At 56.4% G+C, this 24423-nt stretch carries 30 protein-coding genes and 1 tRNA gene; 3 read left to right on the forward strand and 28 right to left on the reverse strand.

Going from position 1 to position 24423, the window contains the following annotated elements:
• Positions 1-4 precede the first annotated feature (4 nt).
• From E0E29_RS10790 to E0E29_RS10840, 11 genes are all read right to left on the reverse strand, one after another.
• Positions 5-739 (reverse strand): DUF3801 domain-containing protein, encoded by a 735-nt coding sequence (locus E0E29_RS10790; RefSeq protein ID WP_130849863.1) that lies wholly within the window; start codon positions 737-739, stop codon positions 5-7.
• Positions 720-2126, reverse strand: coding sequence for a relaxase/mobilization nuclease domain-containing protein (locus E0E29_RS10795; RefSeq protein ID WP_130849864.1), 1407 nt, complete (start codon positions 2124-2126; stop codon positions 720-722). Before E0E29_RS10795 ends, E0E29_RS10790 begins: the two co-directional genes overlap by 20 nt.
• Positions 2126-2443 (reverse strand): plasmid mobilization protein, encoded by a 318-nt coding sequence (locus E0E29_RS10800; RefSeq protein ID WP_130849865.1) that lies wholly within the window; start codon positions 2441-2443, stop codon positions 2126-2128. The genes E0E29_RS10795 and E0E29_RS10800 overlap by 1 nt, the downstream gene beginning before the upstream one ends.
• Positions 2436-2801: a hypothetical protein gene (locus tag E0E29_RS18445; RefSeq protein ID WP_130849866.1), complete on the reverse strand. Its 366-nt coding sequence runs from the start codon at positions 2799-2801 to the stop codon at positions 2436-2438. The genes E0E29_RS10800 and E0E29_RS18445 overlap by 8 nt, the downstream gene beginning before the upstream one ends.
• Entirely contained in the window at positions 2785-3699 is a 915-nt protein-coding gene (locus tag E0E29_RS10810) for a HipA domain-containing protein (RefSeq protein ID WP_130849867.1), read from the reverse strand. Before E0E29_RS10810 ends, E0E29_RS18445 begins: the two co-directional genes overlap by 17 nt.
• 5 nt (positions 3700-3704) lie before the next feature.
• Positions 3705-3977, reverse strand: a complete 273-nt coding sequence (locus tag E0E29_RS10815) for a hypothetical protein (protein WP_118359266.1) — start codon at positions 3975-3977, stop codon at positions 3705-3707.
• Between the two features lie 93 nt (positions 3978-4070).
• Complete coding sequence (locus E0E29_RS10820) at positions 4071-4799, reverse strand: DNA-methyltransferase (protein ID WP_024723025.1); 729 nt, start codon at positions 4797-4799, stop codon at positions 4071-4073.
• Positions 4789-5379: a hypothetical protein gene (locus tag E0E29_RS10825; RefSeq protein ID WP_130849868.1), complete on the reverse strand. Its 591-nt coding sequence runs from the start codon at positions 5377-5379 to the stop codon at positions 4789-4791. Before E0E29_RS10825 ends, E0E29_RS10820 begins: the two co-directional genes overlap by 11 nt.
• Positions 5380-6153 (reverse strand): DUF7768 domain-containing protein, encoded by a 774-nt coding sequence (locus tag E0E29_RS10830; RefSeq protein ID WP_130849869.1) that lies wholly within the window; start codon positions 6151-6153, stop codon positions 5380-5382.
• The gene (locus tag E0E29_RS10835; protein WP_130849870.1) at positions 6150-6791 is read right to left on the reverse strand and encodes a hypothetical protein; all 642 of its coding nucleotides are present in this window, start codon (positions 6789-6791) and stop codon (positions 6150-6152) included. The genes E0E29_RS10830 and E0E29_RS10835 overlap by 4 nt, the downstream gene beginning before the upstream one ends.
• Positions 6792-6805: 14 nt before the next feature.
• Positions 6806-7564 (reverse strand): adenine nucleotide alpha hydrolase family protein, encoded by a 759-nt coding sequence (locus E0E29_RS10840; RefSeq protein ID WP_130849871.1) that lies wholly within the window; start codon positions 7562-7564, stop codon positions 6806-6808.
• 112 nt (positions 7565-7676) lie between these two features.
• Between E0E29_RS10840 and E0E29_RS10845 the strand changes: the two genes are divergently transcribed.
• A complete protein-coding gene (locus tag E0E29_RS10845; protein ID WP_116722047.1) occupies positions 7677-7949 on the forward strand; it encodes an HU family DNA-binding protein in 273 nt (90 codons plus the stop codon).
• A 41-nt stretch (positions 7950-7990) separates the two neighbouring features.
• Here E0E29_RS10845 and metK read toward each other — a convergent pair whose 3' ends face one another.
• The 3 genes from metK to E0E29_RS10860 are packed head-to-tail and all read right to left on the reverse strand — an operon-like array spanning position 7991 to position 9873.
• Complete coding sequence (metK, locus tag E0E29_RS10850; RefSeq protein WP_130849872.1) at positions 7991-9142, reverse strand: methionine adenosyltransferase; 1152 nt, start codon at positions 9140-9142, stop codon at positions 7991-7993.
• Positions 9132-9596, reverse strand: a complete 465-nt coding sequence (locus tag E0E29_RS10855; protein WP_341273104.1) for a DUF3846 domain-containing protein — start codon at positions 9594-9596, stop codon at positions 9132-9134. The genes metK and E0E29_RS10855 overlap by 11 nt, the downstream gene beginning before the upstream one ends.
• A 10-nt stretch (positions 9597-9606) precedes the next feature.
• The gene (locus tag E0E29_RS10860; protein ID WP_130849873.1) at positions 9607-9873 is read right to left on the reverse strand and encodes a hypothetical protein; all 267 of its coding nucleotides are present in this window, start codon (positions 9871-9873) and stop codon (positions 9607-9609) included.
• 145 nt (positions 9874-10018) lie between these two features.
• Here E0E29_RS10860 and E0E29_RS10865 point away from each other — a divergent pair, with 145 nt between their 5' ends.
• Positions 10019-10228, forward strand: a complete 210-nt coding sequence (locus E0E29_RS10865) for a hypothetical protein (RefSeq protein WP_130850851.1) — start codon at positions 10019-10021, stop codon at positions 10226-10228.
• A 1-nt stretch (position 10229) separates the two neighbouring features.
• Here the strand turns inward: E0E29_RS10865 and E0E29_RS10870 are convergent, their stop codons facing one another.
• The 14 genes from E0E29_RS10870 to E0E29_RS10935 all read right to left on the reverse strand — a co-directional run bounded on the left by E0E29_RS10870 (position 10230) and on the right by E0E29_RS10935 (position 22401).
• On the reverse strand, positions 10230-10733 hold the full coding sequence (locus tag E0E29_RS10870) for a gamma-glutamylcyclotransferase family protein (RefSeq protein ID WP_130849874.1): 504 nt from the start codon (positions 10731-10733) through the stop codon (positions 10230-10232).
• Between the two features lies 1 nt (position 10734).
• Positions 10735-10983 carry a hypothetical protein gene (locus E0E29_RS10875; protein ID WP_116722042.1) on the reverse strand — a complete coding sequence of 83 codons (249 nt, stop codon included), beginning with the start codon at positions 10981-10983 and terminating at the stop codon, positions 10735-10737.
• Positions 10984-10988: 5 nt separating this feature from the next.
• Positions 10989-11951 carry an amidoligase family protein gene (locus E0E29_RS10880; RefSeq protein WP_118624466.1) on the reverse strand — a complete coding sequence of 321 codons (963 nt, stop codon included), beginning with the start codon at positions 11949-11951 and terminating at the stop codon, positions 10989-10991.
• Positions 11948-13093 carry a DNA (cytosine-5-)-methyltransferase gene (gene dcm, locus E0E29_RS10885; RefSeq protein WP_130849875.1) on the reverse strand — a complete coding sequence of 382 codons (1146 nt, stop codon included), beginning with the start codon at positions 13091-13093 and terminating at the stop codon, positions 11948-11950. The genes E0E29_RS10880 and dcm overlap by 4 nt, the downstream gene beginning before the upstream one ends.
• A 14-nt stretch (positions 13094-13107) precedes the next feature.
• Positions 13108-13410, reverse strand: a complete 303-nt coding sequence (locus tag E0E29_RS18740) for a hypothetical protein (RefSeq protein ID WP_242622462.1) — start codon at positions 13408-13410, stop codon at positions 13108-13110.
• Positions 13400-14326 carry a ParM/StbA family protein gene (locus tag E0E29_RS10895; RefSeq protein WP_130849876.1) on the reverse strand — a complete coding sequence of 309 codons (927 nt, stop codon included), beginning with the start codon at positions 14324-14326 and terminating at the stop codon, positions 13400-13402. The genes E0E29_RS18740 and E0E29_RS10895 overlap by 11 nt, the downstream gene beginning before the upstream one ends.
• On the reverse strand, positions 14323-15378 hold the full coding sequence (locus tag E0E29_RS10900; protein WP_242622463.1) for a DUF4240 domain-containing protein: 1056 nt from the start codon (positions 15376-15378) through the stop codon (positions 14323-14325). The genes E0E29_RS10895 and E0E29_RS10900 overlap by 4 nt, the downstream gene beginning before the upstream one ends.
• Positions 15365-15793 (reverse strand): synapsin-1 (Synapsin I), encoded by a 429-nt coding sequence (locus E0E29_RS10905; protein ID WP_130849877.1) that lies wholly within the window; start codon positions 15791-15793, stop codon positions 15365-15367. The genes E0E29_RS10900 and E0E29_RS10905 overlap by 14 nt, the downstream gene beginning before the upstream one ends.
• Complete coding sequence (locus E0E29_RS10910) at positions 15744-16694, reverse strand: ParB N-terminal domain-containing protein (protein ID WP_242622464.1); 951 nt, start codon at positions 16692-16694, stop codon at positions 15744-15746. The genes E0E29_RS10905 and E0E29_RS10910 overlap by 50 nt, the downstream gene beginning before the upstream one ends.
• Positions 16694-17068, reverse strand: coding sequence for a single-stranded DNA-binding protein (locus E0E29_RS10915; protein ID WP_130849878.1), 375 nt, complete (start codon positions 17066-17068; stop codon positions 16694-16696). The genes E0E29_RS10910 and E0E29_RS10915 overlap by 1 nt, the downstream gene beginning before the upstream one ends.
• 83 nt (positions 17069-17151) lie before the next feature.
• Complete coding sequence (locus E0E29_RS10920) at positions 17152-20418, reverse strand: S-layer homology domain-containing protein (protein ID WP_130849879.1); 3267 nt, start codon at positions 20416-20418, stop codon at positions 17152-17154.
• Between the two features lie 55 nt (positions 20419-20473).
• Positions 20474-21391 (reverse strand): toprim domain-containing protein, encoded by a 918-nt coding sequence (locus tag E0E29_RS10925; protein ID WP_242622465.1) that lies wholly within the window; start codon positions 21389-21391, stop codon positions 20474-20476.
• Between the two features lie 116 nt (positions 21392-21507).
• Positions 21508-21939 carry a translation initiation factor 2 gene (locus tag E0E29_RS10930; protein ID WP_242622466.1) on the reverse strand — a complete coding sequence of 144 codons (432 nt, stop codon included), beginning with the start codon at positions 21937-21939 and terminating at the stop codon, positions 21508-21510.
• Positions 21940-22324: 385 nt separating this feature from the next.
• A tRNA-Pro gene (locus E0E29_RS10935) sits at positions 22325-22401 on the reverse strand.
• 174 nt (positions 22402-22575) lie between these two features.
• Here E0E29_RS10935 and glmS point away from each other — a divergent pair.
• Entirely contained in the window at positions 22576-24411 is a 1836-nt protein-coding gene (glmS, locus tag E0E29_RS10940) for a glutamine--fructose-6-phosphate transaminase (isomerizing) (protein ID WP_130849880.1), read from the forward strand.
• Positions 24412-24423: the final 12 nt, after the last annotated feature.

A 24423-nucleotide genomic window follows, 5' to 3' on the forward strand; every position in this document is an offset into this window, starting at 1 on the left:
TTCCTTACTTTGTTCTGTCCGGTCGTGCTTTTTGATGGATCTTTTCTCTGGCCGGGGCAGACTTCTGCCGGGTATCCAGCTGCGCCTGATACCCTTTCAACCGTTCCAGAACTGAAGTGCGCTCATTCGTCATCGTCCCGGCAGCCGTTTCCCTGCCGCTGGATGAGGTCGATCTGCCTTTGGTATCTGGCAAGTCTGTTCCCGACCGAGATTCTTTTTTTGGCGCCACCTCCTGCCGCTTGCCCACAGGCGGTGTCACAGGCGTTTCCCCCTGCCGGGGGCGTTGCTGTTCGCGCTGCGGCGCCTCCTGTCCCACACGGGCTTCCTGCTCCTTAGAGGTGGCATCCTGCCGCGCCTGCTCCGGCTGCCCGGTATATCGGATGCGCTCAAAGATCATATTGGCGCGGTCGATCTCCGTTACCGGCATGATCACATCCACGACTTTTCCCTTGTTATCCGAATCACGGATGGCAGAGAACAGGATCTTCTGTTTTCCTGCCCGCTGCCTGAATTGCTGATACTGCTCCGGAGACATGGCGAACCGCCGCACATCGCGGGTCTCCTTCAGCATCTTTGCCAGATTGACTTTGCCGGAAATGGTCTTGTGTTTTTTCGCCAGCGCCATGGTGAGCGCCAGTACATTTTTAATGGCGGAGCCGCTCAGCCGGACAGCGACCTCGCTGCCGGAGAGCATCATGCGTACCAGCTGGTCCGCCGCTTCACCGCCTCCGATGTTCATGTTCCCGCACCTCCTTCGGGTGTTCTTCTGTTTTCTGGATGTCCTGCTCCATTACAGGCGTCTGCCGGCAGATCTCCCGGCAGAGCTTCAGCTTTTCCCGCTCTGTCCGGATCTTCCGATTCACCTCTGAGAGCTGTTCATACACTTCTGCCTTTTCTTTCTTCAGCACCTCCTGCGGAACGCCGCTGTCCTCCAGCAGCTTCACAGCTTTCATGTACTGCTCAAACTCCTGCTCCATGCCGGTGAGCCCTTCCTCGTATAACGCTCTGCTGGGTTCCAGCGCCTCCGCGTCTGCCAGCGCCGCGTAGAGCGGCTGGCGTTTCTTCTTCCGCACATTGAGGAGGGTCCGCTGCTTTGTCAATCTGCCCAGCGTTTCCTCTGTGCGTTGTTCGAATGCCGCCATGTCAGCAGGCGTTGTGATGTCATTTTCCCGCAGGAACGCGAACTGTGCCTGATACCGTTCGAAGCGCATGACCGCCTGCCGCAGATGCGGCGTCATGCGGGGCGGATACTGTCGCTTTTCGATCTTGCCCAGTAGATAGAGATAATGGACATAGAGGGCGAGAAAACCGCTGTATCTGGGATGCTTCTGGTACGGCTGATATGCCGGCAGCGCAGGCAAGACAGGCCGCAGCCCCGCTTCGATTTGTTCCAGGTTGCCCTGGATGGCAACACGGATTCCGTCCTCTGTGAACAGCGGATCTCGCCTGCCGGGGTACTGGTATCGATCCTGCCCCCGCAGGCGGAAACCGAGCCTGCCGCCATGATGGATCTCATACCCCTTATGCTCCATGAGCAGGAAGAAGTGGCCGAGGTCGTTGGCGTCCCGGATGGCGTCATGCAGATCTGCCTCCAGCATGGAACGGAAGGTGGGCTGCCCCCTGGACTGGCGCAGCCACTCAATGTAGCTGACCGACCTGGCAGGCGCGCCCTGCACGATGACGGACAATCCATGCTCCCGGCAGAGTCGGTCTGAAATGGCACGGATCTGCTGGTAGTAGCTTTGCTGCGTACTGTGATACTTTTCGCCGGTATCTGCATTCACCGAATTAAATACAATATGCGAATGGATATGATGCCGGTCTACATGGGTCCCAATCACAACCTCAAAGCCGTCCAAGTGTTCCTGCGCGAATGCTTTAGCAATTTCTAAAGCAAGTTCAGGTGTGATTTCACCAGGCTTGAACGATTGAATGATGTGATAGCATTGACGCTTATCCAATCGTCCGGTTTCCAGCTTTGTTTTCATCATCTCGCGGTACTCTCTCCCTGGATCGCAATTAAAATGTGCTGTTAAAATATGCCCATCCGTTTTGTCACCGTTCAGAACATAATCAATGGCTTCTTTTAAGCCGCCGTTACGAGGCAGGATTTTCGTAACAGCCATTACTTATTCGCTATCCGGAACATAAGCTCATATACCTGATCCAGAAGATAGAGTCCCCGTTCGGCATCCTCCGGCTTCGCAATTCCGGCATTGACGCTGCGGGCAATCTGGTTGATGTTGTTGCCGATATGATGTATTTCCGTCCGGAGCTCTTTAATTTCTTTTGTAGGGCGGGCTTTGACCGGTCGTCCCTCAATAAGCCGTGCAAGATATGCCCGTTTTGTCAGCCTGCACTCTTTGGCCTGACAGCACAGCAGCTGATACTGCTGTGTTGTCAGTACGATGTGCAGATGGTGTTCTTTCTTGTTCTCATTCACATTTTTCTCCTTCCTGCGGCGTATAGCCGCAAGTTTTCCGCCCGCAGGCGGCATTGGGGACCGGGGTATCCTCGGCAAGCTGTGCAAATGTACATTTGCGCGATGCTTGCGCCAGCGCCGCCCACGGCGGCGTTGGCTGTTCCCCGCCGATGGCGGGGCGCTTTTTGAGAGGTAGGTTGATTCCAATACAGGCGGACACGGTCCGCACCTTTTCCAGAAAAAAGAAATGTCTGGCAGCAGCGCCAGACATCCGGTTTCGCAGGGTCCTTCCGCACAGGGTGTCAATGTAACACCCAAAATAGAAGAGGCAGGGTGTCTTGATGACACCCTGCCTGTCATTATTACCGTTCAAAATCATGGTCGTGCGCTGAACGCTCCCGTTTCTTCAATTTTCGCATTGAGAAATCAAGAATTCGCTCTTTTCTGGCCTGTAGCATGGTCTTATAAAACTGTTTTTGCAAGTCAGACGCAAATGGCGTTTCATCGATGATTGCAAATACTTGCTCCATATTGATTCTCGGAAGGATTCGCTTCAGTGCCGCATTGCAATCCGAATAAGACAACGACGAAATGAAGTTAAAATAATTGATTCTCTGTCCGTTGATCTTTATGCCGGAGAGAGGTAGAGAAAAGGTCCGAAGATCCTGCTCCTTCTGGCTTTCCAGTGTATTTCGCATGATGCTTTCGTCAGCCTGTGGGTAAAGGCTGCTGCCGCAGTCATATACAGGAGCCAAGTGGAGCTCATCCGTCATGGTATTATACAGAAATCCCCAGTTGCCATTATGCCGATCCCAGTTGCCGATCAGGGCATCTACGATAAACATATCCCAGAAGTGCTGTTTCAGCAGCGCAGGAGGAAAGGCTGTCTGGTCCTCCATAGCTTGTGTGATATCAGACAGTTCTGTACCATAGCCGCTGTGTCCGGAATTGATCACCGTATTTTTCAGAGATGCGAAGTCCTGCAGCACGATTCCTGGTGAAGTGAAATCCTTGCAGGCAACAACAATTTTTTCCGCACCGTTTTTTCTGTAGATTCCCAGAAGTGTTTCCTGTGCGGCAATACCAACGCTGTTGAAAATATGGCAGCCAATGTATTCTGAAATGCAGCTATTGGCATAACTCAACTCTTTATTTTTAGGAGCGAGTGCCGGGAATTTCAGCATATACTGTTCACCGTCGTAAATGACAGCGATCTTTGCGCCATTCGCTCCTGCATAAAACTTATTGCGGGTAGGTAAGGCTGTAAAATCAAGCATTGTACTCACTCCTTTCCCATACGGAGATATTTTTCTCTCAGATACCATGCCTGTTCTGATGAGATGACCTGCTCTACTTCATAGGAATTGATCAGCGCATTCAGGTCGCACCAGCAGAGATCCCAATGGTTATCCTGCCTGCCGCTATCAATGATGTTCCATGATTCCTCCATTCTCAGGATGGATTCGTGGAGGTCTTCCGGCAGTCCACATTCCAAATAGGACTGGTCCAGCGGCTTTCCCGTTTCCGGATCATATTGTGCGTTTCGATCATTCATACCTGCGTCCTCGCTTGTAACACCATTCTATTGTTTTTATTATACCGACTTATCCCTGTTTTAGCAAGTAGTGTTGCCAGACAGCTCAGTAGATCATGCCGCCTTTTCCAGCTCGGCTCGAATACGTTCCCGTGCCAGCTCCGCATAGGTGTCTGTGACTTCGATGCCGGTGGCGGTATAGCCCTCCTGCACAGCCGCCAGCACCGTGGTACCGCTGCCGGCAAAGGGGTCCAGAATATGCCCGCCCGGTTCCGTGATCTTCACGATGTCCCGCATCAGCTGCAGCGGCTTCTCCGTCAGATGGATGCGGCTCTGGGGATTGCCGTATTTGAACACCCCCGGCAGACACGGGACCGGACGGCTGATAGGCATATCGCCGTTGGAGCCCCAGACGATATATTCCGCCTGCTGGCGGAAGCGCCCCTTCTGCGGGCGGCTGTTGCCCTTATCCCAGACAGCGGTGCCTCGCCAGATCCAACCGGCCCACTGGAGGGCGTCTGTGGCTGCGGGAAGCTGCCGCCAGTCGATAAACATACATACCGGCGCACCGCTCTTGCATACCTTTCGCGCTTCATACAACCACTCCGCCGCCCAACGGGTCCAGGAGCGCTGGTCCTTGGCGTCCCCATCGAAAGGGGGCGGTGCGTTCTCGCCCATGCTGGAATACTTCCTGGCTGTGGATTTGTTTTTCTCCGCCTGGGTGCGCCCACCGGACGCATAGGGCGGATCGGTGATGACAGCGTCAAAGGTGTTGGGGGCAAAGGTCCCCAGCACCTTCAGAGCATCCCCCTGGAGGATGCTCCATTTCTGATTATCGCTCATGCTCATGCTTCTCCTTCTTTTTCGTTCGATTTTCGCGGGGCGGAGACAGCTCCGTCTCCACATATTCGCTGATGATTCCCAGTGCTTCCTCGTAGCTGTGGCACGCTCCGCCCATGATGCGGGTCTGCATTTCCTTTGCTTCTGCCGCCATGCCATTCTGCCGAAGAACTCTGGCGGCAATACCCATCAGATGGAAGATGTTGCCGTCCTGCCCCAGCAGAGGGCAGAGAGGGCGGGGGTTCTCCTGCCGGACGGAGCGAAACCCGCCCAGCCTGTTGGGAACATAGTCGGACAGCCATGTGCCGCCGAATGCGCCGTGGGTCTGCAAACGCCACATCGCCAGCTTCCCCATATCCACCTGAATGTCCTCGAAGGGGAACAGCAGATTGGTGAGTCCATCGTGCTGAAAAACCTTGACCGTCTCAAAGCGGCTGCCATTCTGCAGGATGCCGTCCTGCGTCAGCAGGTCGTTGATGCCATCCAGCCACTCCTGTGCCTCTCCGCCGCAGCCCTGCAGCACCAGTCCCTCCTGATGCTCCATATCCCGCAGATCGTCCGCAGTGATCCTCTCAATTGGCATTTATCTCTCCTTTCTTTTGGGATGCCGTGCAGGCGGCGTCCAGCCAATGGTTTTCTGATCCGTCATCACGGGGATGCCCAGCTCACCGGCTTTATAGATCTCCTGCCACATCCCATCCGTCCAGACCGGACCGTACACATTCATCTGCTGACAGGATTCCAGCAGGCGCAGTCCCATCGCCCTGGCTTTCTCGTCCTGGGCGGGATCGGTGGGATCTGCGACAGGCGGGAACAGCAGATGCGGACAGATAGGGATATTTCCCTCCACAAACACCTCCTGCGCTTTCTGCCGCGCAAACTCCACATTGTTTGTCACATCGCCCCGCAGCGGAGCACAGATATAGACCAGCTTGGGGCCGCTCCGTTCCAGCTCCGGCGTGCGCTCCCGGAATGCGGACAGATACTGACCGACGGCATCCCGCAGAGCGGCATAGTCCGCGGCAGTGGGATGATAGGCGTACCATTCCACTTTTCCGTAGTCATCCCACAGGTGGGGAATGACGCCGCTGCGGAAGTTGGGATTGTTCGGCACCTGCTTTTTACCCCAGACATCCTGAAAGCGCAGCAGCGTCCGGTCCACCACGCCCTCCGTGCGGTTGAGCACCGTGAGGCGGATGGCGTCATATTGGCTGGAGATATGGGTAGAGAGAAACTCCACCCGTACACGCAGGTCCTTTCCGAGATCTCCCACGCACACACGCCCGGAGAATTGAGGCCGATCCACAAGATTGCTGTGTTCAAACAGCTTTCGCAGCTCCTGCTCATACACGGTCATCGCTCCACACCTCGTTTCTTTGGCGTTTTTGTTTTCATAGGACTTACTTCTTTTTGCAGAGGTTTTAAGGTCTCACGCCCGATGCCGCGGATCACGCTCCGGCTCTTGCCGCTCAGGACAAAGGTATCCCTTGTATCGTTGCGGACTTCCTCGCAGGGCAGGATCACGGCAGAACCGGTGATGCGGATATCCCCCTGCACCGTGCCATACACCTTGCAGTTGCCGGACAGGATGGGAGTCCCCATCGTATGGGGATCGTGAATGATCTGCGCGTTTCCGGAAGCCAGCGCTTTTCCGGTCATGGAGGCCCCGCGGAGATAGGCGTTGTCCTCGGCGTGGCTGTGGCCGCTCATCACGCTGCCTTTGGAAACATAGGCGCTGCCACAGGCAATGGCGTCGCCCCGCAGACAGGCATCCCGATCCACATAGGCGTCACCCGCTGCAATGGCGTCATCGAAGATCCACGCGCAGTCTCCCGGCTCCGCGGACAGGTTGCTTTCGCTTTCCACGAAGCCACCTATGTCGCCTGCGCGGATCTCACCGCAGATGTCCCGCAGCGCGCGGATGCGGTGCAGGAACGGATATTCCTCATGGGCCATGTCTGTGATCTCATATTTCTGATTGCTGATGGTTCTCATCTCCTTTTTCTTTTTTATGCCGCTTTTGGGCACAGGGCATCTTCTTTTCGGAATGCCGCATCGATGTCGGAAAAGCGCTCCGTGCGGTTGAATTTCTCGGACACCTTTCCCGGCATGGCCTGCAGCTCCAGCATTCTTGCCCACAGCTCCGGATGGTGGTCATAAAGGTGCCGCAGTTCCTTCCGCTTGGCATTCGGGCAGAACCAGCAGCCGCCACGGTCTGTGAACGCATAGACAGGTGAAAGCAGCCCTGCCGTTTGGCAGAGCTGCTTTGCATCCTCTTCGGTGTAGTGATATTTTTCCAGCAGGGACACCTGATCTCCCTGCAAGCGGTGCAAGCGCACCGGCTCATCGCTGGCGATGCCCACATACTGCACAGTATCCGGCGTCAGAGTCCTGTTATACCGGCGGATGGGACGGAGTTTACAGTCCCGCTGAACGTAGCAATGCCCGCACAGAGGGAATCCGCGCCGAAGTCCTTTTTTCGGACCGCGGGTAACTGTTCCGGCAAACAGGTTCAGATAGGTCTTATCCGAACGCAGCACACGGACCGGGATGCCCAACCGTTCCAGTCTGGGGAGCGCAGTCTCATAGATGAATGCCCGATGCTCCGGCACCTCGCCGGAGGTCCTTTTATCGAACATCACCTCACAGTAGACCGCTTCATCCAGCGGTTCCCCGTGCTCCAGCGCCAGCAGGATCGTGGCAAGGCTGTCTTTGCCGAAGGAGCAGGACGCAATATGCAGGGTGTTCTTCTTTTCTTTTGAAATCATGATCATCCTCTCTGATTCTGTTTTTGCTGGCAGTATTGTCAGCAGGTGGGGAGTCTGCTATAATAGCGCATATCATTTCCAGTCATTTTAGATATGAAGGAGACGAAATACGATGAATAAAACAGAACTGATCACCGCCATGGCGGAAGCCAGCGGCCTGACCAAGAAGGACTGTGACACCGCTCTGAATGCGTTTGTCGACACGCTGCAGACTGCGTTGAAGTCCGGTGACAAGGTACAGCTGCTGGGCTTTGGCACCTTCGAGGTGAAAGAGCGCGCTGCCCGCACCGGCAAGAATCCCGCCACCGGAGCCACCATTGAAATCCCCGCTTCCAAAGCGCCGGCTTTCAAGCCCGGCAAGGCATTCAAGGATTCCGTGCAGTGATAACACGCCCGCGAGAGACGATCTCTCGCGGGCCTTTTCTGTTATCGGTGCGATACGCCCATGTCCTTGGCACGACAGGCACATTCCAGAACCTCTGTCATGTCCGTGCGCTCCCAGGGCGCGTCCGCATGGGTGAAGTGTCCGTAATTGCAGAACTTTTGGAACATGGGCTGATCTAGTCCCAGCGTTCCGATCATGCCGTCCGGCGTCAGGTTGAATACCGTGCGGACTGCCTGTTCCAACACATCATCGGAATAGATGCCGGTATGCTCCGTATCCACCGTCACCGCCACAGGCTGTGCCTTGCCGATGGCATAGGCAAGGCTGATGGTGCAGCGCTTGGCCAGTCCTGCCGCTACGATATTCTTGGCAATGTAACGGGTCATGTACGCGCCGCTGCGGTCCACCTTCGTTCCATCCTTGCCGGACAGCGCGCCGCCGCCATGAGGGGCGAGGCCGCCGTAGGTATCCACCATCAGCTTGCGTCCGGTGAGTCCGGTGTCCGCTTCAAAACCGCCCTGGACAAATCGACCGGAGGGATTGACCAGCACTTCGGTATGTTCGTCCAGCGGAAGTTCCTGCATGGCGGGTCGGATCACATGGCACAGGATGTCCCGGCGCAGTTCCGGCAGGGGCAGCTCCTCCTCATGCTGGCAGGATACCACCACTGCGGCAACGCGGCACGGGACTCCAGAGCGGTATTCCACAGACACCTGTGCCTTGCCGTCCGGACGCAGACCGGGGATGATGCCCTGCCTGCGGGTATCGGTCAACAGGCGGGTCAGTCGATGGGCCAGCACCACAGGCAGAGGCAGCAGCTCCTTTGTTTCATCGCAGGCAAAGCCGTACAGGATTCCCTGATCTCCTGCGCCGGTCTCCGTGCCGCCGCACACAGCTTCCGCAATGTCGGGACTCTGCTCATGGGTGATGACCTCCACCTCATAGTCGTTGCCGCCGTATCCGGCTTCCCGCACCGTTCTGCAAATAATGGCAGGGATATCCGGAATCTTCGCTGCCGTGATCTCGCCTGCAGCGATGATCTTTCCGGCTGTGGCCATGACCTCACAGGCAACGCGGGCAGCGGCGTCCTGCGTAAGGCAGGCATCCACCACCGCGTCCGCGATGGTGTCGCAGAGCTTGTCGGGATGTCCCTCGGTGACTGACTCAGCGGTCAGAATGCAGTTATCTTTCATGTTCATGTTTCTCCTTTTTCATCGGTTTCTTATGCGCCTCCGGCTGTTTCGGAACAGAGAGGATCATTTCGTTGCTGTATTTGTCCTTGTACTTTTCGATCTGCTGCTCCGTCAGCGAGGCAAAATCATCCTCTTTAAGACCGGCAACAAAAAATGTGCCGCAGACAATGTCATACGGCACACCGTGATCATCGGTCAGGGCGCGGTTCCACGGCAGGCCCAGCAGCTTGCCCTCGTCATTTGCGATGAGCGCCACCGGGTCATCGAAGGGGTAAACTGCCTGAATGGTGCCGCCTACGAGCTCCTGCATGGCAGAAAGAGTGTGGTCGATCTCCTGCACTTCAGGCATTTCCATGGGGCGCACCACAAGGACTTTCATTTTTTCTGTGCTGATATGGGTTCCTCCTTCCCAAAAGAAAAGCGGCAGCGACAGATTCCTCTGCCGTTGCCGCAAATGGTGATTCTTATTCTTTTTTGGATGCCAGCGTCCGGGTCTTCAGCAGGGCATTCTCCAACGCCCGATGATCTTCATGCTCCGGCCACCATTGTGGGCGCAGGAAGCCCAGCACCGCAGCCGCCCATTCATAATCGGCCCGTTCCAATGTACCGCGCATCAGCCCTTGCCGAAATCTTCGATGCTGCTCCCGCACTGCCGGGTCCACGCTGTCCCGTTCCAGATACAGTTCCAGAAAACCGCCGAGGACAGCTGCTTCCTCCATCGTGTAAAACATATCCGCACCCCTCCCGCAAACAGGGGATATTGTAACACAGACCGTGGAAAATGAACACCTCTTTTTCACTCCGACTGTCTGTTGCGCGGATACCGCGCCTGTGATACACTGTGCTTACGAACAAAAATATGAGGAGGCGGCTGTGATGAGATGGTTTTGGGAGCTTTCATGGCTGTGGAAGATGCTTGGCGTCGCTTTACTGGTTTCCGCGGTATGCGTCGCCGCGGCCGCGCTGATCGGCAAGGCGGCAAAAATCCGCCCCGGCAAAAAGGTTTTTCTGCTCGTTGGGATCTTGGCCTTTGTGATCTCTATTCTGGTGATCTTCTTTCTTGCACAGACGCCGGCGCTGCTCTGAGTTACCGCTCCGGCCCTCTGTTTCGCTCAGGCGCTCTCTTTGGCTTGTCGATCCTGCCGCTCCACACCTCGTCAATGGTCCTGCTCCACGCATCCCGAAGGGAGTCCACCGGCAGGCCGTTGGCTTCAAAGCCCCGCTGGATCACGCGGTAATAATACGGGGACGGCAGTGCAGGCTGGCGGCAATACGGCTCTGCCATGATATAAACCATGACTGGGATCTCTGCACCGGCCGCGTCTTTAACAGTCACGGTTTCTTTCGTGTAGTGGCGGGGATACCCCTCATACCGATCCAAAGACTGTTCACAGTTTGGCGTGATCTTCCACACCAGTCCGTAGACAACGCTGCCTTTTTTCGGCGCAACGGTAGCAAAGCCGCTGCCGCGGAACCGCAGTTCGTAGTTTTCCAGCCTGACCGGCCCCACGATCTCGGCGTCCGGACAGCGCTGCGCCATCTGCTCCAGATCAAGGTTGCTGCCGTAGGCAAAATACAGGTTTTCCTCCACGTCACACCTCCAGCATCGTTAGAGCGCCAAAGCGTTCCAGATGACGGAGCAGGGCTGCCGCCTGTGTCTCCGCATCGCCATCCGGCAGCGGACAGTCCATTCCCGTGGTGCGGATAACATTGTTCTGTACAAACCAGATGTAGGTCTCCACATCCGGGAACTCTGTGGGATCAAAGCTGAGATCCCGAAGCTGTTCCATGATCCCGGCTGCGGTCCCTTCGTACACGGTATCTTCAATTTGAATCTTCAAAGGCTTCACCTCTCCATTTCTCTGGATTTTTTCTTCTTTTGATTGACTGTATAGCTGTCCTTATCGAAACGCCACGCCCGATCACCGTCCAGATTTGCCAACAGGTGGTCACGGGTATGCTTGAATTCCTCGCCATTGAGCCCCAGCCGCACCAACCAAACCCGAAAGGTAAACAACTCATTGTCGCTGTGGGTCTTGCGCATGACCGTGCTGCGCTGGGCGATAGCCTGGGCGGAGATGGCAAGGCACAGATTCACATAGGCGGCAACTTTTCCCGCATGGAGTGTGGAATTGAAACAGCGCCATTCCACCGTCCCCCGGTAAAAGACCGAATGCAGATTCAGTGCGTAATAGCGGGTCCAGTTATAATGGTCTGCGCTGCCGTTATCTCCCTCATACCAGATATTCTCCAGCTGCGTCAGATCCCTTGTCTCATCCGACGAGAGCCTGCGTGCCTGCTTCAGCATGGGTTCCCGCACCTTCTGACACCAGCGGGACGCCCGGCTTTCATTGACCTGCAGCGCTTTGAACAGGATATCCTCCTTGGAGTACATGATGCCGATGAGGTTTTTCAGACTCTGCCGGTTATGATTGGCTGCGTCCACATGGACATGGATGCCGCAGGAGCTGTTGGCCTTGGCTCCTGCGTGGCGTACCTGCCGGACACACTCCTGCAGCTTGGGCAGTTCCGCATAGGTGAGCTTTGGCGTTACCATCTCCACGCGGTATCTGTAGTCACCCGTTGCACGATAGCCGCTGCCGATCTTCTGCTCCCCGTGGATGCTGGAGTCACTCATGACCGTCCACTCTTTGCCGTCCCGATCCGTCACACACCATTTATCGTAAGCGCCGCCCACATAGCGGGCGTCCGTTGCAAAATACGCGGCCAGCGCTGTTGCCGCCTGCTCACGGGTGATGCCGGTCATTTCAACTTCCACGCCGAAGCACTGGTCCTTCAGCCCGATCATGCGGCAGCACCGGCTTTCAGTTCAGCATCCACCTCCCGGATACGGCGCCCGATGGCTTCAATGACATTGGCGGTGACGCTGTTGCCCGCCTGCTTATACGCCTGTGCATCAGACTGGATGGCGAGGATGCGGTCGATCTGCCACTCATCGAAGCCCTGCAGCCGTAGACACTCCCGCGGCATCAGACGCCGGATGCGTCCGCCACGTTCCACGATGCCCTGGATGCAGCTCGTCTCCAATGTGTGGGCGATATCCTGTCCCACACGACCACGGCGGGTATTGCTCCCGGAAAAGCCGAGATCGACGCTGTCACCGGGATTCGCCTCTTTATAGCCTTTTTTCGTGGCTTCCTTGATGAGCAGAACGCCGGAACGTTCTGCTCTATGATTAGACAGCGTTGTCTGACCATAACGGGCAGTGAGGCAGCGGGCGGCCTCCGTTTGTCTCGCCTCCCCGGCACATAGATCCACAAAGGGTCTGTCCTGCGGAATGATATACAATCCTGTTTTGCCGCCCACACCTCCAGCGCCGGCAGTCTGCGTGCAGGCTATTCCGTCTGCGTCGTAGACACGGGAGCCTTGCGGCCCTCCGAGGACTTGTACAAGAGCTTTTCCACCTGTGCCGAAGACAGGTAATATTTTCCCGGCGCATCGGGGATCAAGATATCCGATAATGAAAAGCCTTCGCCTTGATTGAGGGACTCCAAAATGTTTGCTGTTAAGCACAGACCACTCGACATGATACCCCAGGTCATCCAGTGCGGAGAGGATGACCGAAAAGGTTTTCCCTTTGTCATGCGATAAAAGTCCGGGAACATTTTCAAGCAGCAGATACGCAGGTCGTTTGGCTTGAGCCAATCGGGCAATCTCAAAGAAGAGAGTTCCTCTGGCGTCGGCAAAGCCCCTCCTGCGGCCAGCGTTAGAAAATGCCTGGCAGGGGAATCCTCCGCAGAGCAGGTCGAAGTCCGGCAGGTCTGCGGGGTCAATTTGGGTTGCGTCCGGATAGTATCGTTCCTCCTTTCCCGGTTCGTAGATTGCTTGGTAGCTGGCATTGGCGTATTTGTCGATCTCGCAGTGTCCTACACACCGGAAACCGCCCGCGCGGGTCAGCCCGGAGCGGAAACCGCCAATGCCGGCGAACATATCAAAATATCGGATCAGGTCATCTCATCTCCTTCCTGCAGGGCAAGCAAAAAGCCGAGGACGCTTTCATCTACATCCCCGGCTCTGTCGCTATCCTGCGCTTCTTCTTTGGTGAGCTGCACTCCCCGCAGTTCCTGCCGGATGGTCTGGCGAACGGCGTCCAGCAGTTCCTGCTGCCCTTTATACTCACAGACCATGCGGCAGACCGCAGCGGTGCGCTGTCCTGCGGGGATCTCCGTCAGCTTCTTCCACGCCCTGCGCTGTATGGGTGAGGACATGGAAAAGGACAGATTGATCCGCTTTTTGTTACTGCTCATCGTTCTTTGTGAGCCGCTCTGCCAGCCGCTCATAGCCTTTGGCGTTGAGGGACACATCGTCAAGGATGACTGGACGGCAAAGGCCGTCCGCAGCGGATACATTCCGCTTCAGCAGCGCCGCACCACCGCCCAGAAAAACAGCAGGCATGGCACGGGTATCCAGTCCGCTCTCCGTAATGGCGGAGAGCAGGCGATGGACATAGGCGTCTGCCTGCCGGTCAATAATTTTTCTGGCATCCTCATTGATATGGACAGCATCGCCGCGCAGCACGCTTTCCATCTGTGTCGCCGTCATAGACAGGCCCAGTGCGCGGCGGATCTGCTCGCCGATCTCATCCAGACAGCGGATCATACCGAGTTCCAGACTGCGGCAGGTCGATGCATTGGGGATACGGTTGTCCAAACGCATCAGATCCACTGTCCATCCGCCGATATCCGCCACGATCACAGAAGGCTCATCCAGCAGGATGCTCTGGGTCAAGACTGCGGCATAACCTTGCGGGAACAGCGACACCTTGCGGATGGTGATAGAGTATTCCTGTCCCTCATAGCGGAAACTCACCGTTCTCCCGTCCCGGAGCAGATAGTCCCGGAATGCATTTTTCTCCCGTCCGAAGCTGGTGAGAGGCAGTCCGGCCGCCAGATGGATCTCTGCTGCAGGCTCCGCATGACGGAAGGAGAGCTCCTTTGCGATGGCTGCCAGCGTAAGGAGGTAGTAGTCCTCTGTCTGCGTTTTGTTCTTCTGAAGCGCCTGACGCCCGCTGCCCACCACATAGAATTTTCCGCCGTATTCCAGCACGTCCTTCAGCGTATATGGCTCATGCTCATACGCCACCAGACCGGAGGGGAACGAGAAATGGGCCGTTTTCATAGCGGCATAGCCGTGGTCAACACCAATAATCATGGACTCGCTCATCTTGCCTCACCTCCACGGCTGCGTTTCTTCTTATTTGATGTCTGGTGCCGGTCATAGTCCTTTCCGGCATGGATAAGATCCCGAATCTCCTTCAGCTGCAGATTCCAGCGTGTTTGACCGTCCCACTCCGGATGCTTCGCACAGAGCCGGGGCAGATATTTCTTCAGATCCGCGCCCTCTCTGGGAAACTCGATGCCGCCCTTATAGACGATATCCTGTTCCAGCTTCATCAAAAGCGCTTCATATGCGCTCCAATCTGTCTGATCATAGGCGCTTTTCCCGGTGAGCTGCTCGTAGGCATAGTCCCCGACATAGCTCAACTGCTCAAAGCAGCAATCGCCGTAGGGAACGACATCCGCAAGGCTGTCCGGGTCTGCCAACGCGGCAAAATAGACTTCGCGCCCCTGTGCGATGAGCCAGGCGCGAAAATCGATAAAACCGTCATCGCTGCAGCCGTATTCTTTCATGATCCCTGCCGCGTCCCACAAGCCGAACTTGTCCGCGAGATCTTCATAGGCGTGGATGATGTCGTGGAAATTCTGTGCCTGCGTAGGGCCCATAGAAACCAGCCGGTCTTTCAGATAGGCCAGCATGACGTCCATATCCTGCCCGCAGGCGATTTTTGCATCATGGATCAGGTCCCAGAAGGATTCTTTGTTGATCTCTGAGATCGGTTCCTTCACATTCTTCATCTCCTTCCCAATACGTTTTTTGATGTGCGCTGCCGCACCCGCGCAGATCTTTTGATAAAACGCGCGATACTCCGGTGTGGTTTTATCTACTTCACCGAGAATTGCACGCTCATAGGGCGTGCCGGGGACGATCTCCCAGGTAACGGTCCCAAAGTATGCCGCTTCCAGATACCGCAGCAGCGTGTGTCCGTCTGCCATCTCAAACATTCCATGGTTATCCTCATAGGGAAATTCTTCATAGACCTTGAGCCCGGTGACTTCTTCCGCGGCGGCATACAACGAGAAACCGTCTGTGTCCAGCGTCGGCGCAAGCTGTGCGTACTGTTCCTCCGGGGACAGCATTTCCTCATGCCGCTCCATCTGACCGCTCCTTTCTTACCCAGCCCGCAAAACGCTCTAAAAAGTGAACGCGCCCATGCACCTTCCCGGCAGACACATCCAGCCCATTCATCTGCGCCTGAATGCGGCGCTGGATGGCTTTCAGCTTCTGCGGGTCATTGCAGCAATCTACGATGACATACTCGCCGCCGCTGGTGGAGAGGATTTCCCGCTTGCCGTTCTCGTCCCGGATGCCGGACAGGAGACGCTGTCCCAGCCGTTTCCGGTAGGCGTCCTGGAGCGCATCCATATCTCCGCAGACATCATGCTTTTTCAAGATCTCCGCGATCTCACAGGAAGTGATCTTCGTCTCGGCAGACAGCTTTTGCAAAATCTCCGCCTGCGCGTCAGGCGAGATTCCCGTCCGGCTGGGCATCGTTTTCTTCGCTTTCTGCATCGGCACACCTCCAATCCGCGGGCAGGATCTTCTGCTCGATGATATCCGCAATCGTCCGGAACACCTCCGCCAGCTCGCGGGATTCCTTTACGGTATCCCGCATTTCCTCCGGGGTCATCCGCGTCCCGTCCGTCCAGCAGCGGACATTTTCCTCGGACGGTGTCAGCAGGACGGCTTTTTCATACGCTTTGCAGAAAAGCGCCGCGATCTTTCCTTTTCGGTCGATCTCGGCGTCCTGCTTTTTCAGTTCTTTTTTCGCTTTTTCGTATTCCAGCGCTTCGGCGGCCGCCTGCTCCCGCTGCTCTTCCGGCAGGTCCTGAAGCTGCCGGGTCAGGTCATAACCCTTGTTGATGGACAGTTCCTTCTTATCCAGAGCCTCCTTGATTACCTCCGGGGCATTCTCATCGATCTGCATGACCTTGCCCATGGTGCGCTCACCCAGGCCGACTGCTTCTGCCAGCTCCTTGCGGGTGTCCACAGTATCGGAACTTTCCGGCAATGTTGCCGAAAGGTCTGTGCGTGTCCCTTGGTTTGCCCTGGCTTTTGCCTCGATCTCCGGCTTCAGCTTCAGCGCGATCTTACCCAGCTCCCACTTTTCCAGATTACGGCGTCCCTTCTGGGTATCCAGTGCCCACTGCTTAGCCTCCAGCAGATCCTCAAACGAGAAAACGGCCATCGTGTACGGCAGGCCATGCTTTTCACACAGCTCCTGACGGTTGTGTCCATCGATGATGACCATGTCCTCATTGACGATGATGGGAGAATAACAGCCATTGTTGACCAGATCCGTTTCCAGAGCGTCGAGCTGCTCCGCGCTCAAAGGCGGGAGCAGCTCGGCCATCTCCGGCAGGATCACAGGGCTGCGTTCAGCGCTGGTATATGTGATCCCGGTGTTTTTCATCAGGCGGCGTCCTCACTGGCGGACATATCCTCCACCGCCTGTGCCGCGTCCTCCGCCTTGCGGGGAGACAGGAATTCCACATCGCTGGCTTTGATGAGGAAACCGGGCTGGCGCTCCGGCTCGTCCTCAAAGGTGATGGTCTCAAAATCGCCGGAGGCCGCCAGCTTACAGCCCCTCCAGGCGAATTCGGCGCAGCGCTCGGCCAGAGGGCCGCGCACCTTAATGGAGATAAAGTCGGTGAGCTTGTTGCCATCCTTATCCTTATAGCGGCGGTCCGAGGCGATTCGCAGGATAGCGTAGGGTTTGCCGGTATTCTCGTTCATCTTCAGTTCCACATCGTGGGTCAGATTGCCAATGGCAGTGATTTTCAGCATATTCAGTGCTCCTTTTTTAATGGTTAGGTTTAGTTAAAAAGTGCGGGTGGTCTGCTCTCAGACCACCCGTAGGGGGATACAATTTACTTGCTCCAGCTTTCGCTGTCACCAAGAATGGCGGTATGGGCGTTGGCAGCCTCCATGACTGCGTAGTACGCCCAATGCTTGCGGCTGACATCCGGGAAGGTGTTCAGCTTGCGGAGATTGTCCGCAATGTAGTCCTCGTCCGCTTCGCGGCCCAGCAGGCGGTTGACGATGGTCACAACCTCCGCGCGGTTGATCTCGTCGTCAGCGCGGAAGGAGCCGTCGCCATAGCCGTTGATCCAGCCATGCTTGGCGGCAGCCTTGATGTACGTGGCGGCCCAATAGCCGTCGCTCACATCGTTGAAGTCCTTATACTGCTCCATGATCTCAGCGTCGCCATCGCCGTACACATCAAAGAAACGGACGGCCAGCGTTGTGAACTCGGCGCGGGTAATGGCATCGTCGGGGGCAAAGATGGTCTTGTTCTTACCGTAGGTGACACCGTTGTTATTGAGGTATTTGGCATAACCGGAGTACCAGGCATGGGCGGGAATATCCGTGAACTTGGTATTTGCCGCGGTGGAAATGGTATCGCCGTTCTTCTCCGCCAGCAGGCGGGCGAAGATCGCGGCGGCTTCACTGCGGGTCATGCTGCGGCTGGGGCCGAAGGTCCCGTCCGTGTAGCCGACGATGTAAACGCCGTGGCGCTCGGCCTGCTCCACTTCGGGGACGGTCAGTTCGCCGTTTTTGTCGGTCTTGCCTGCGGCAGACTGACCCAGATCACCCTTGACCGTGACATTTTTGCCCTGCTGGGGAGCCTTCTTGTGGTCGGTCACGATGACCGTCACCTGATGCTTGGCGTCCAGATCTGTGCCGTCCGGCAGTTTCACCGTGATATTGCCGGTCTTGCCGATGGACACCTCGCTGCCAGAGATGGGACGCTTCGTGTCCGTGCGGATGACCTTGACAGTCAGCGTCCAACGGTCACCGTCCGCGTCCTCATAGCCAGTAGTGACCTTGCCGTCCTCGTTGGTCTTACCGCTGCCGGTGGGGACGGTGATCTGACCTGCCTTGTCGGTCTTGCCGGAGGCGTAGTTGTCATTCTTATCCGTGACAGAAATGCTCATACCGGAAACGGCACTCTTGTCCTTGACAAGCTGCACGGTCACGGTGGTCTGGTCGGCGTAGTCCAGCAGGCGGCTATTGGGCAGGCGGATGGAGATGCTGTTGTCCTTATGGAGCGCCACGGCAGCATTGGCAATAGGATTCTTGGTGTCGGTATCGGTGACGGTCACAAGGTATCCGCCCACAATGGCCTCACCCTTGCTGTCCGTGGTGCCGCTGTTGTAGATCTTCTCGATCTCTGCCGTTTCCAGCTTCTCGCCGCAGTTCTCGCACTCCTTGTGCTTGCTGCCCGCATCGTCGGTGGTAGGCTCCTTGTCGATAATCCAGTCACCGGGTTTATGACCGGCAGGCTCGGTATAGTCGGTCTTGGTAGTGTCGCCACAGCGGGCGCAGGTGTTGGTGGTGTAACCCATCTCGGTGCAGGTGGGGGCGGTCACTTCGGACTTGTAATCGTGTCCCAGCGCGTTTTTCAGCACTGCGCCGCACTTGGTACAGAGCTGCGGCTGGGTGCAGGTGGCATCATTGCCAGGAACATGACCTGCCGCCTCGTTGCCCTCGATGCGGTGATAGCCGCAGCGGGTGCAGCGGTATTCCATGACGCCCTCGCCGGTGCAGGTGGCGTTGGTAACGAGGGTTCCCTCATCCCAGCTATGACCAAGCGCGTCGGTGTAGTCTGTGACGAAGCTGCTGCCGCAGCCGTCGCAGCGGTGGATGGTCTTGCCGCCGTTTTCGCAGGTAGCGGCGATGACATGGGATTCGTAATTGTGAGGCAGCGCCGCCGTGATGTCCTCAATGTGACGATCCCCACAGACGGAGCACTCGCGGACGGTATAACCGGGGCTGGTACAGGTGGCGGCCACGGTATAGACCTCATAGCTGTGTTCGCCCTTGGGCGTGGCGGTCTGCTTCATCTGGCCGCAGCGGGAGCAGAGCTCCAGCAGCTTGCCATCGGTTTCGCAGGTGGCGTCACGGATGACGATACCCTGCCATGCGTGGCCCAGGGAGTCCACATAGTCGCGCTTTTCGATTTTGCCGCACTTCGTACAGAGGTAGCGGTCATAGCCAAGGGTGGTGCAGCCGGCTTTGGTGCTGTCCAGCAGAATATACTTGTGGTTTTCACCGCAGCCCTTGTCGGTGCAGCAATTTCCGTTGCAATGCATGTTCTGACAGCCACAGTTGGGGTTAGAGCAGCCACAGCCGCAGTTGCCGTTCTCGTCTGTGGTATCATCCCGCAGCCAGACATAGGCCACGCCGTTTTCCGTCATATCCACACCGTCACAGGTGTAGGTGATCTCGTAATAGACAGTGTACTGACCCTCGTCCGTATAGTTGGGCGCGGAGGTCATGGTACAGCTATCCGCACTGTTGCCGTAGCGGATAGAGGTGCGGACACCGGCTTCGGAGAGGTCGCTGACCGTGATGGTATGGGGCTTGCCGTCCACCACGCCGTAATAGTCTGCAATGACTGCCTTTGCCGCCGTGTAGTCATAGCGGGCGTAGTCGCACAGGCTGCATTTCTCTACCGTAGCGAAGCGTCCGTTTGCCGGCTGGGGCAGGACTTCCGTCACCATGCTGTGGCGCTCCAGCTTGCGGCTGATCGTATGATTGGTACCGTAGCAGAATGCGCAGTAGGTGCCGCCCTTGGTGGTGACAGTGTGATAGGTATCATCCGTATACTCGTAGGAAACGGTTTCGTCCAGTTCCTGCGTAAATGCGGCGGCACAGTCATACAGCCAGTAGACATTTTTCAGATAGCCGTACTCGCTTTTGCTCATATTTGTGTTGATGCCGCCGCAGGTTTCACAGACGGCTTTGGTGTAGTGATATCCGGTATAGGTGGCGTCCTTGCCGGGGATGCCGTCCATGGTATCACCTTTGCCGACGCCATCTACCATCGTGCCGTCCGAATATTTCACATTGCGGCTAAGTGCCGGCTGGCCATTGCGGGTATATTCGGGAACGCGGAACACCTCAAAAGATGTGGCTTTGCCGCACTCACCGCACTTGAAGGTCTCGCGGGTCACAACACTGTTGGCGTCCAGTTCATTGGTTCGACCGGATGCCTGCATCCAGTGTTCTGCGGGGTCGTGGTAGCTGTTCTGCTGGGCGGCAAAGGCGGTGGGGATCATGCCCACGCACATGACCAGCGTCAGAAGCAGCGCCAGCGCTCTGCGGGAATAATGGTTCTTTTTCAGATTCATAGGTCCTCCTTATATTTTTTGTTTTTTATCCGCGTTGAAAACGATGTCCTTTTGGCTATCGCCCCCTTTCCCGGCTGCAAATCTTTCTTTGCAGATACTCGTTCCAATCCTTGCCGCAGCGCGGTTTCTCCACGGTAACGGCATACCCCTGTAACTGATACTTTTCCTGTAATTGCTGGGCGGCTTTCTGCCCAGGCTCGTCCGCGTCCAGACACAGCGCAATACGGCGGATCTCCGGATGCGCCTGCAAATAGGTCTGCAGTGCGCCGTCATAGAGTCCGCACAGAGCAACGGCGTTGGTTGTGTCTCTATGGAGCGTGAGGTAACTCATCAGATCGATGGGTGCCTCAAAGACAAGCACCAGATCTGACTGCGGATCGTGCGGGAGGGAGAAGCCTGTGTTTTTGTCGCTGCCGGGAGCGTCTCCCTTGAAGCCGGGACCGTTCAGATCATAGGTGCCGCGCAGTCCCGCGTACTTTGCCTGTCCGGATTCATCCCTGCCGACGAAGACGCAGTTATGATGTACCACATCCTCATACAGCAGCCCAGCATTCAGAAACTGTCGGATCACCTGGGCAGCGATACCTCGCTTACGGAGATAGGCGAAGACCCTGCGGTCATCCGCATTGCGGGGCGGCAGGGAAAGCGCCTGCTTCTGGCTGATGGGTTTTGGCTCCGGAGCGGGTGCGTCTCTGGCTTTCCCATGGAAGGTCAGAAGGTACTCCACCGCTTCCGGAAAGGATTTTCCGCAAAACTGCTGGAGGAAAGTGATGGCATCCCCGCCGGTATTCTGGGAATACCGGAACCAGGTACGCCGGTCCTTGATCCGCAGGCTGTCCATCTCCGCGGTAGTATGGAAGCGTCCCACGCGCTTGACCTGATAGCCGAGGTGGGAGAGCAGCTCCGGCAGGTCCGTTTCTCTGGCGATCTGCATTTCTGTGTCTGTGAAGCGATTTCTGATCTCGCTTGCCATAATGTGTGCCTCCTTTCTGATGAAACGCAAAAAGCCACCCAGGGCATCCGATATACTCGGATGCCCTGGGTGGCTTTCCCTAAATCGTGTTCTTTTGTTTTGGCTTTTGTGCGGGCTTACACGGCGTTATCTTCGTCGGGGGTGTCCGTGTTCGCTGGAGCGGTCACGTCGGCCACACGAGGCGCGACAGGGGCCTCAGTGGGGATGTTCTGCTCCGCGGTGTTCTCAGCGTCCGCTTCGTCCAGCGCTTGCGTGATCAGGTTCAGCACGAAGTCTCGCTGGGTGAGCTTTTTGCCGGTGCGGAGCGTCTCGCGCTCCAGATGACGCTTGATGCGCTGGAAGAGTTCTTCGGGGATCTGGAATGCCATCGTTCTGCCTTTTTCAGTCATTTGAATGCCGCCTTTCTGATTTTCCATCATGTTGTAATAGTCTTGGATGAGGTTGGCGATGTACTCGCTGGTGGTCTGGCCCAGCCGTTCCCGTTCTTCGCTGACCCGCTCATGTAGGTCGATGGGAATCTGAGCACACAAGTTTTTAGTGGTTGCCATTCTCGGATACCTCCTTCGTTTTTTGTAACGCAAGCATACCCGAAAGGTTACGAGAAAGCTATTACCAACACCACCAAGGAATGGTAGACACACGAAGCGAAAGCAACATAAGCACCAATGAAACGAAAAAGGCCGCCGTCCGCTCCCATAGGGAGCCGAACGGTGGCCTGCCTTCTTATTCTTTTTTAAGCCTCGGTGTTCGAACCACACCAGACCACAAATCTGGCAGGGCGCATCTTCAAAATGTCGCCTCTCGCTGGGCAAAACTGAAATTTTGAAAAATCGAGTTTTTGCAACTTTTTCGTTCTAAAAGTGGCGCATTATATGTGAAAACGCCGCACTTTCGTGCGGCGTTTTCGGCGTTGCATCTTTCATCAACACATTTTGGTCCGAGTGGCGGGATTTGAACCCACGGCCTCTTGGACCCGAACCAAGCGCGATACCAAGCTTCGCCACACCCGGAAATGTGTTACCGAACATTTATTATAGAGGGTTCCAGGCATAATGTCAAGCATGGTTTTATCCATTTCAAGGCGGCGTGAAATTTATGTTGTAGGAGGACAGGGGTGATGATATAATAATTTATCGTCCCATTTCGTTCATTTTTCTATCCAAGAACTGGAGGAGATCTGCCCTATGTGTGGAATCGTTGGATATATCGGCAGGGAAGAGGCAGCGCCCATCCTGCTGGATGGCCTGGAGCGGTTAGAGTACCGCGGCTACGACTCGGCAGGCCTGGCGGTCTATTCTGAGACAGACGGCCTGAAGGTGGTCAAGGCGAAGGGGAGACTGAAAGTACTCTCCGATATCGTAGAGGGTGGCAAAACGATCCACGGAACGGTAGGTCTGGGGCATACCCGCTGGGCCACCCACGGTGAGCCCTCTGATATCAACTCCCATCCCCAGGTAAGTACCTCCGGGCGTATCGCCGTTGTCCACAACGGTATCATTGAGAATTACGCTCGGATCAAGGAATTCCTGGAGTCCAAGGGTGTCACCTTTGTATCTGAGACTGATACCGAAGTGGTGGCACAGCTTCTGGAGTACTACTACCGGGGTGACATCATGGAGGCCGTCACCAAGGTACTCCACCGCATCGAGGGTGCCTACGCCCTGGGCATCATCTGCGCGGATTGCCCAGATCGGCTCATTGCCGCCCGGAAGGACAGTCCGCTGATCCTGGGCCTGGGGGAGGGGTTCCACTTCCTGGCCAGCGACGTCACCGCTGTCATCAAGTACACCCGTGATGTGTACTACCTGGATGATGGAGAGATTGCCGTTCTCACCCGGGATGGCATCCAGGTCTATAACCACCCCTACCTCCAGCCGGTGGAGAAGGAACTCCACCACGTGGACTGGGAGATCTCCGCCGCCGAGAAGGGTGGATATGAGCACTTTATGGCCAAAGAGATCATGGAGCAGCCCAAGGCCTTCCGCGACACCGTCTTCCCCCGCATCCAGAATGGCCGGGTGGTGTTGGATGAGCTGGAGATCACCAGCGAGCAGCTCCAGGCCATGGACAAGATCTACATTATTGCCTGCGGCTCCTCCTACCACGTGGGTATGGTGGCCAAGTATATTCTGGAACGCATCCTGCGTAAGCCTGTGGAGGTCACCCTGGCCTCGGAGTTCCGCTACTGTGAACCGCTGGTGAGTGAGCATACCCTCTGTATCGTCATCAGTCAGTCCGGCGAGACCATTGATACCCTGGCCGCCATGCGGGAGGCCAAGCGCCTGGGCGGCCGGATCCTGTCCATCGTGAACGTGGTGGGGTCCACCATCGCCCGAGAGTCGGACGACGTACTCTATACCTGGGCCGGTCCGGAGATCGCCGTGGCCACTACGAAGGCGTATTCCACCCAGTTGGCGGTGATCTATCTCATCGCCCTGCGATTTGCCGAGCTGCTGGGGACGGTGAGCGAAGAGACCTATCAGGAGATCGTCTCTGAGCTCCTTACCATTCCCACCAAGATGGAAGAGGTGCTGGATCACCGAGAGGCCATCCAGTATTACGCCTCCATCTATTTTAACCACGAGTCCATCTTTTTCATCGGCCGGAACATCGACTACGCCATTGGTTTGGAGGGCTCCCTGAAGCTGAAGGAGATCTCCTACATCCACTCCGAAGCCTACGCAGCCGGCGAACTCAAACACGGCACCATCTCTCTCATTGAGGATGGTACGCTAGTGGTGGCGCTGGCCAGCCGGGTGCAGCTCTTCGACAAGCTCATCAGCAATGTAGTGGAGGTGAAGTCCCGGGGCGCCGATGTGCTGGGTCTCACTGTGGCCTCCAAAGCCAAGGAGATGGAACGGACGGCGGACCATGTGATCACTGTGCCGGATACCCACCCCATGCTGCTGCCCAGCCTGGATGTGATCCCCATGCAGCTGTTTGCCTACTATGTGGCCCTCATGCGTGGCTGCGACATCGATAAACCCCGGAATCTGGCCAAGTCGGTGACGGTGGAATAATGAGGAGGACGC

This window comes from Intestinimonas timonensis, from assembly GCF_900626145.1.
GTDB classification, from domain to species: domain Bacteria; phylum Bacillota; class Clostridia; order Oscillospirales; family Oscillospiraceae; genus Intestinimonas; species Intestinimonas aquisgranensis.

What these genes read in the sequence shown, in the direction of transcription:
- E0E29_RS10920 (WP_130849879.1), bottom strand. Translation starts at nt 20,418, where the DNA reads ATGAATCTGAAAAAGAACCATTATTCCCGCAGAGCGCTGGCGCTGCTT.
- E0E29_RS10815 (WP_118359266.1), bottom strand. Translation starts at nt 3,977, where the DNA reads ATGAATGATCGAAACGCACAATATGATCCGGAAACGGGAAAGCCGCTG.
- E0E29_RS10925 (WP_242622465.1), bottom strand. Translation starts at nt 21,391, where the DNA reads ATGGCAAGCGAGATCAGAAATCGCTTCACAGACACAGAAATGCAGATC.
- E0E29_RS10835 (WP_130849870.1), bottom strand. Translation starts at nt 6,791, where the DNA reads ATGAGAACCATCAGCAATCAGAAATATGAGATCACAGACATGGCCCAT.
- E0E29_RS18740 (WP_242622462.1), bottom strand. Translation starts at nt 13,410, where the DNA reads ATGAGCAGTAACAAAAAGCGGATCAATCTGTCCTTTTCCATGTCCTCA.
- dcm (WP_130849875.1), bottom strand. Translation starts at nt 13,093, where the DNA reads ATGTTCGCCGGCATTGGCGGTTTCCGCTCCGGGCTGACCCGCGCGGGC.
- E0E29_RS10840 (WP_130849871.1), bottom strand. Translation starts at nt 7,564, where the DNA reads ATGATTTCAAAAGAAAAGAAGAACACCCTGCATATTGCGTCCTGCTCC.
- E0E29_RS10825 (WP_130849868.1), bottom strand. Translation starts at nt 5,379, where the DNA reads ATGCCAATTGAGAGGATCACTGCGGACGATCTGCGGGATATGGAGCAT.
- metK (WP_130849872.1), bottom strand. Translation starts at nt 9,142, where the DNA reads ATGAAAGATAACTGCATTCTGACCGCTGAGTCAGTCACCGAGGGACAT.
- E0E29_RS10895 (WP_130849876.1), bottom strand. Translation starts at nt 14,326, where the DNA reads ATGAGCGAGTCCATGATTATTGGTGTTGACCACGGCTATGCCGCTATG.
- E0E29_RS10930 (WP_242622466.1), bottom strand. Translation starts at nt 21,939, where the DNA reads ATGGCAACCACTAAAAACTTGTGTGCTCAGATTCCCATCGACCTACAT.
- E0E29_RS10905 (WP_130849877.1), bottom strand. Translation starts at nt 15,793, where the DNA reads ATGCAGAAAGCGAAGAAAACGATGCCCAGCCGGACGGGAATCTCGCCT.
- E0E29_RS10790 (WP_130849863.1), bottom strand. Translation starts at nt 739, where the DNA reads ATGAACATCGGAGGCGGTGAAGCGGCGGACCAGCTGGTACGCATGATG.
- E0E29_RS10860 (WP_130849873.1), bottom strand. Translation starts at nt 9,873, where the DNA reads ATGTTTTACACGATGGAGGAAGCAGCTGTCCTCGGCGGTTTTCTGGAA.
- E0E29_RS10865 (WP_130850851.1), top strand. Translation starts at nt 10,019, where the DNA reads ATGAGATGGTTTTGGGAGCTTTCATGGCTGTGGAAGATGCTTGGCGTC.
- E0E29_RS10810 (WP_130849867.1), bottom strand. Translation starts at nt 3,699, where the DNA reads ATGCTTGATTTTACAGCCTTACCTACCCGCAATAAGTTTTATGCAGGA.
- E0E29_RS10880 (WP_118624466.1), bottom strand. Translation starts at nt 11,951, where the DNA reads ATGATCGGGCTGAAGGACCAGTGCTTCGGCGTGGAAGTTGAAATGACC.
- E0E29_RS10820 (WP_024723025.1), bottom strand. Translation starts at nt 4,799, where the DNA reads ATGAGCGATAATCAGAAATGGAGCATCCTCCAGGGGGATGCTCTGAAG.
- E0E29_RS18445 (WP_130849866.1), bottom strand. Translation starts at nt 2,801, where the DNA reads ATGATTTTGAACGGTAATAATGACAGGCAGGGTGTCATCAAGACACCC.
- E0E29_RS10915 (WP_130849878.1), bottom strand. Translation starts at nt 17,068, where the DNA reads ATGCTGAAAATCACTGCCATTGGCAATCTGACCCACGATGTGGAACTG.
- E0E29_RS10830 (WP_130849869.1), bottom strand. Translation starts at nt 6,153, where the DNA reads ATGACCGTGTATGAGCAGGAGCTGCGAAAGCTGTTTGAACACAGCAAT.
- E0E29_RS10900 (WP_242622463.1), bottom strand. Translation starts at nt 15,378, where the DNA reads ATGGAGCGGCATGAGGAAATGCTGTCCCCGGAGGAACAGTACGCACAG.
- E0E29_RS10845 (WP_116722047.1), top strand. Translation starts at nt 7,677, where the DNA reads ATGAATAAAACAGAACTGATCACCGCCATGGCGGAAGCCAGCGGCCTG.
- E0E29_RS10795 (WP_130849864.1), bottom strand. Translation starts at nt 2,126, where the DNA reads ATGGCTGTTACGAAAATCCTGCCTCGTAACGGCGGCTTAAAAGAAGCC.
- glmS (WP_130849880.1), top strand. Translation starts at nt 22,576, where the DNA reads ATGTGTGGAATCGTTGGATATATCGGCAGGGAAGAGGCAGCGCCCATC.
- E0E29_RS10910 (WP_242622464.1), bottom strand. Translation starts at nt 16,694, where the DNA reads ATGAAAAACACCGGGATCACATATACCAGCGCTGAACGCAGCCCTGTG.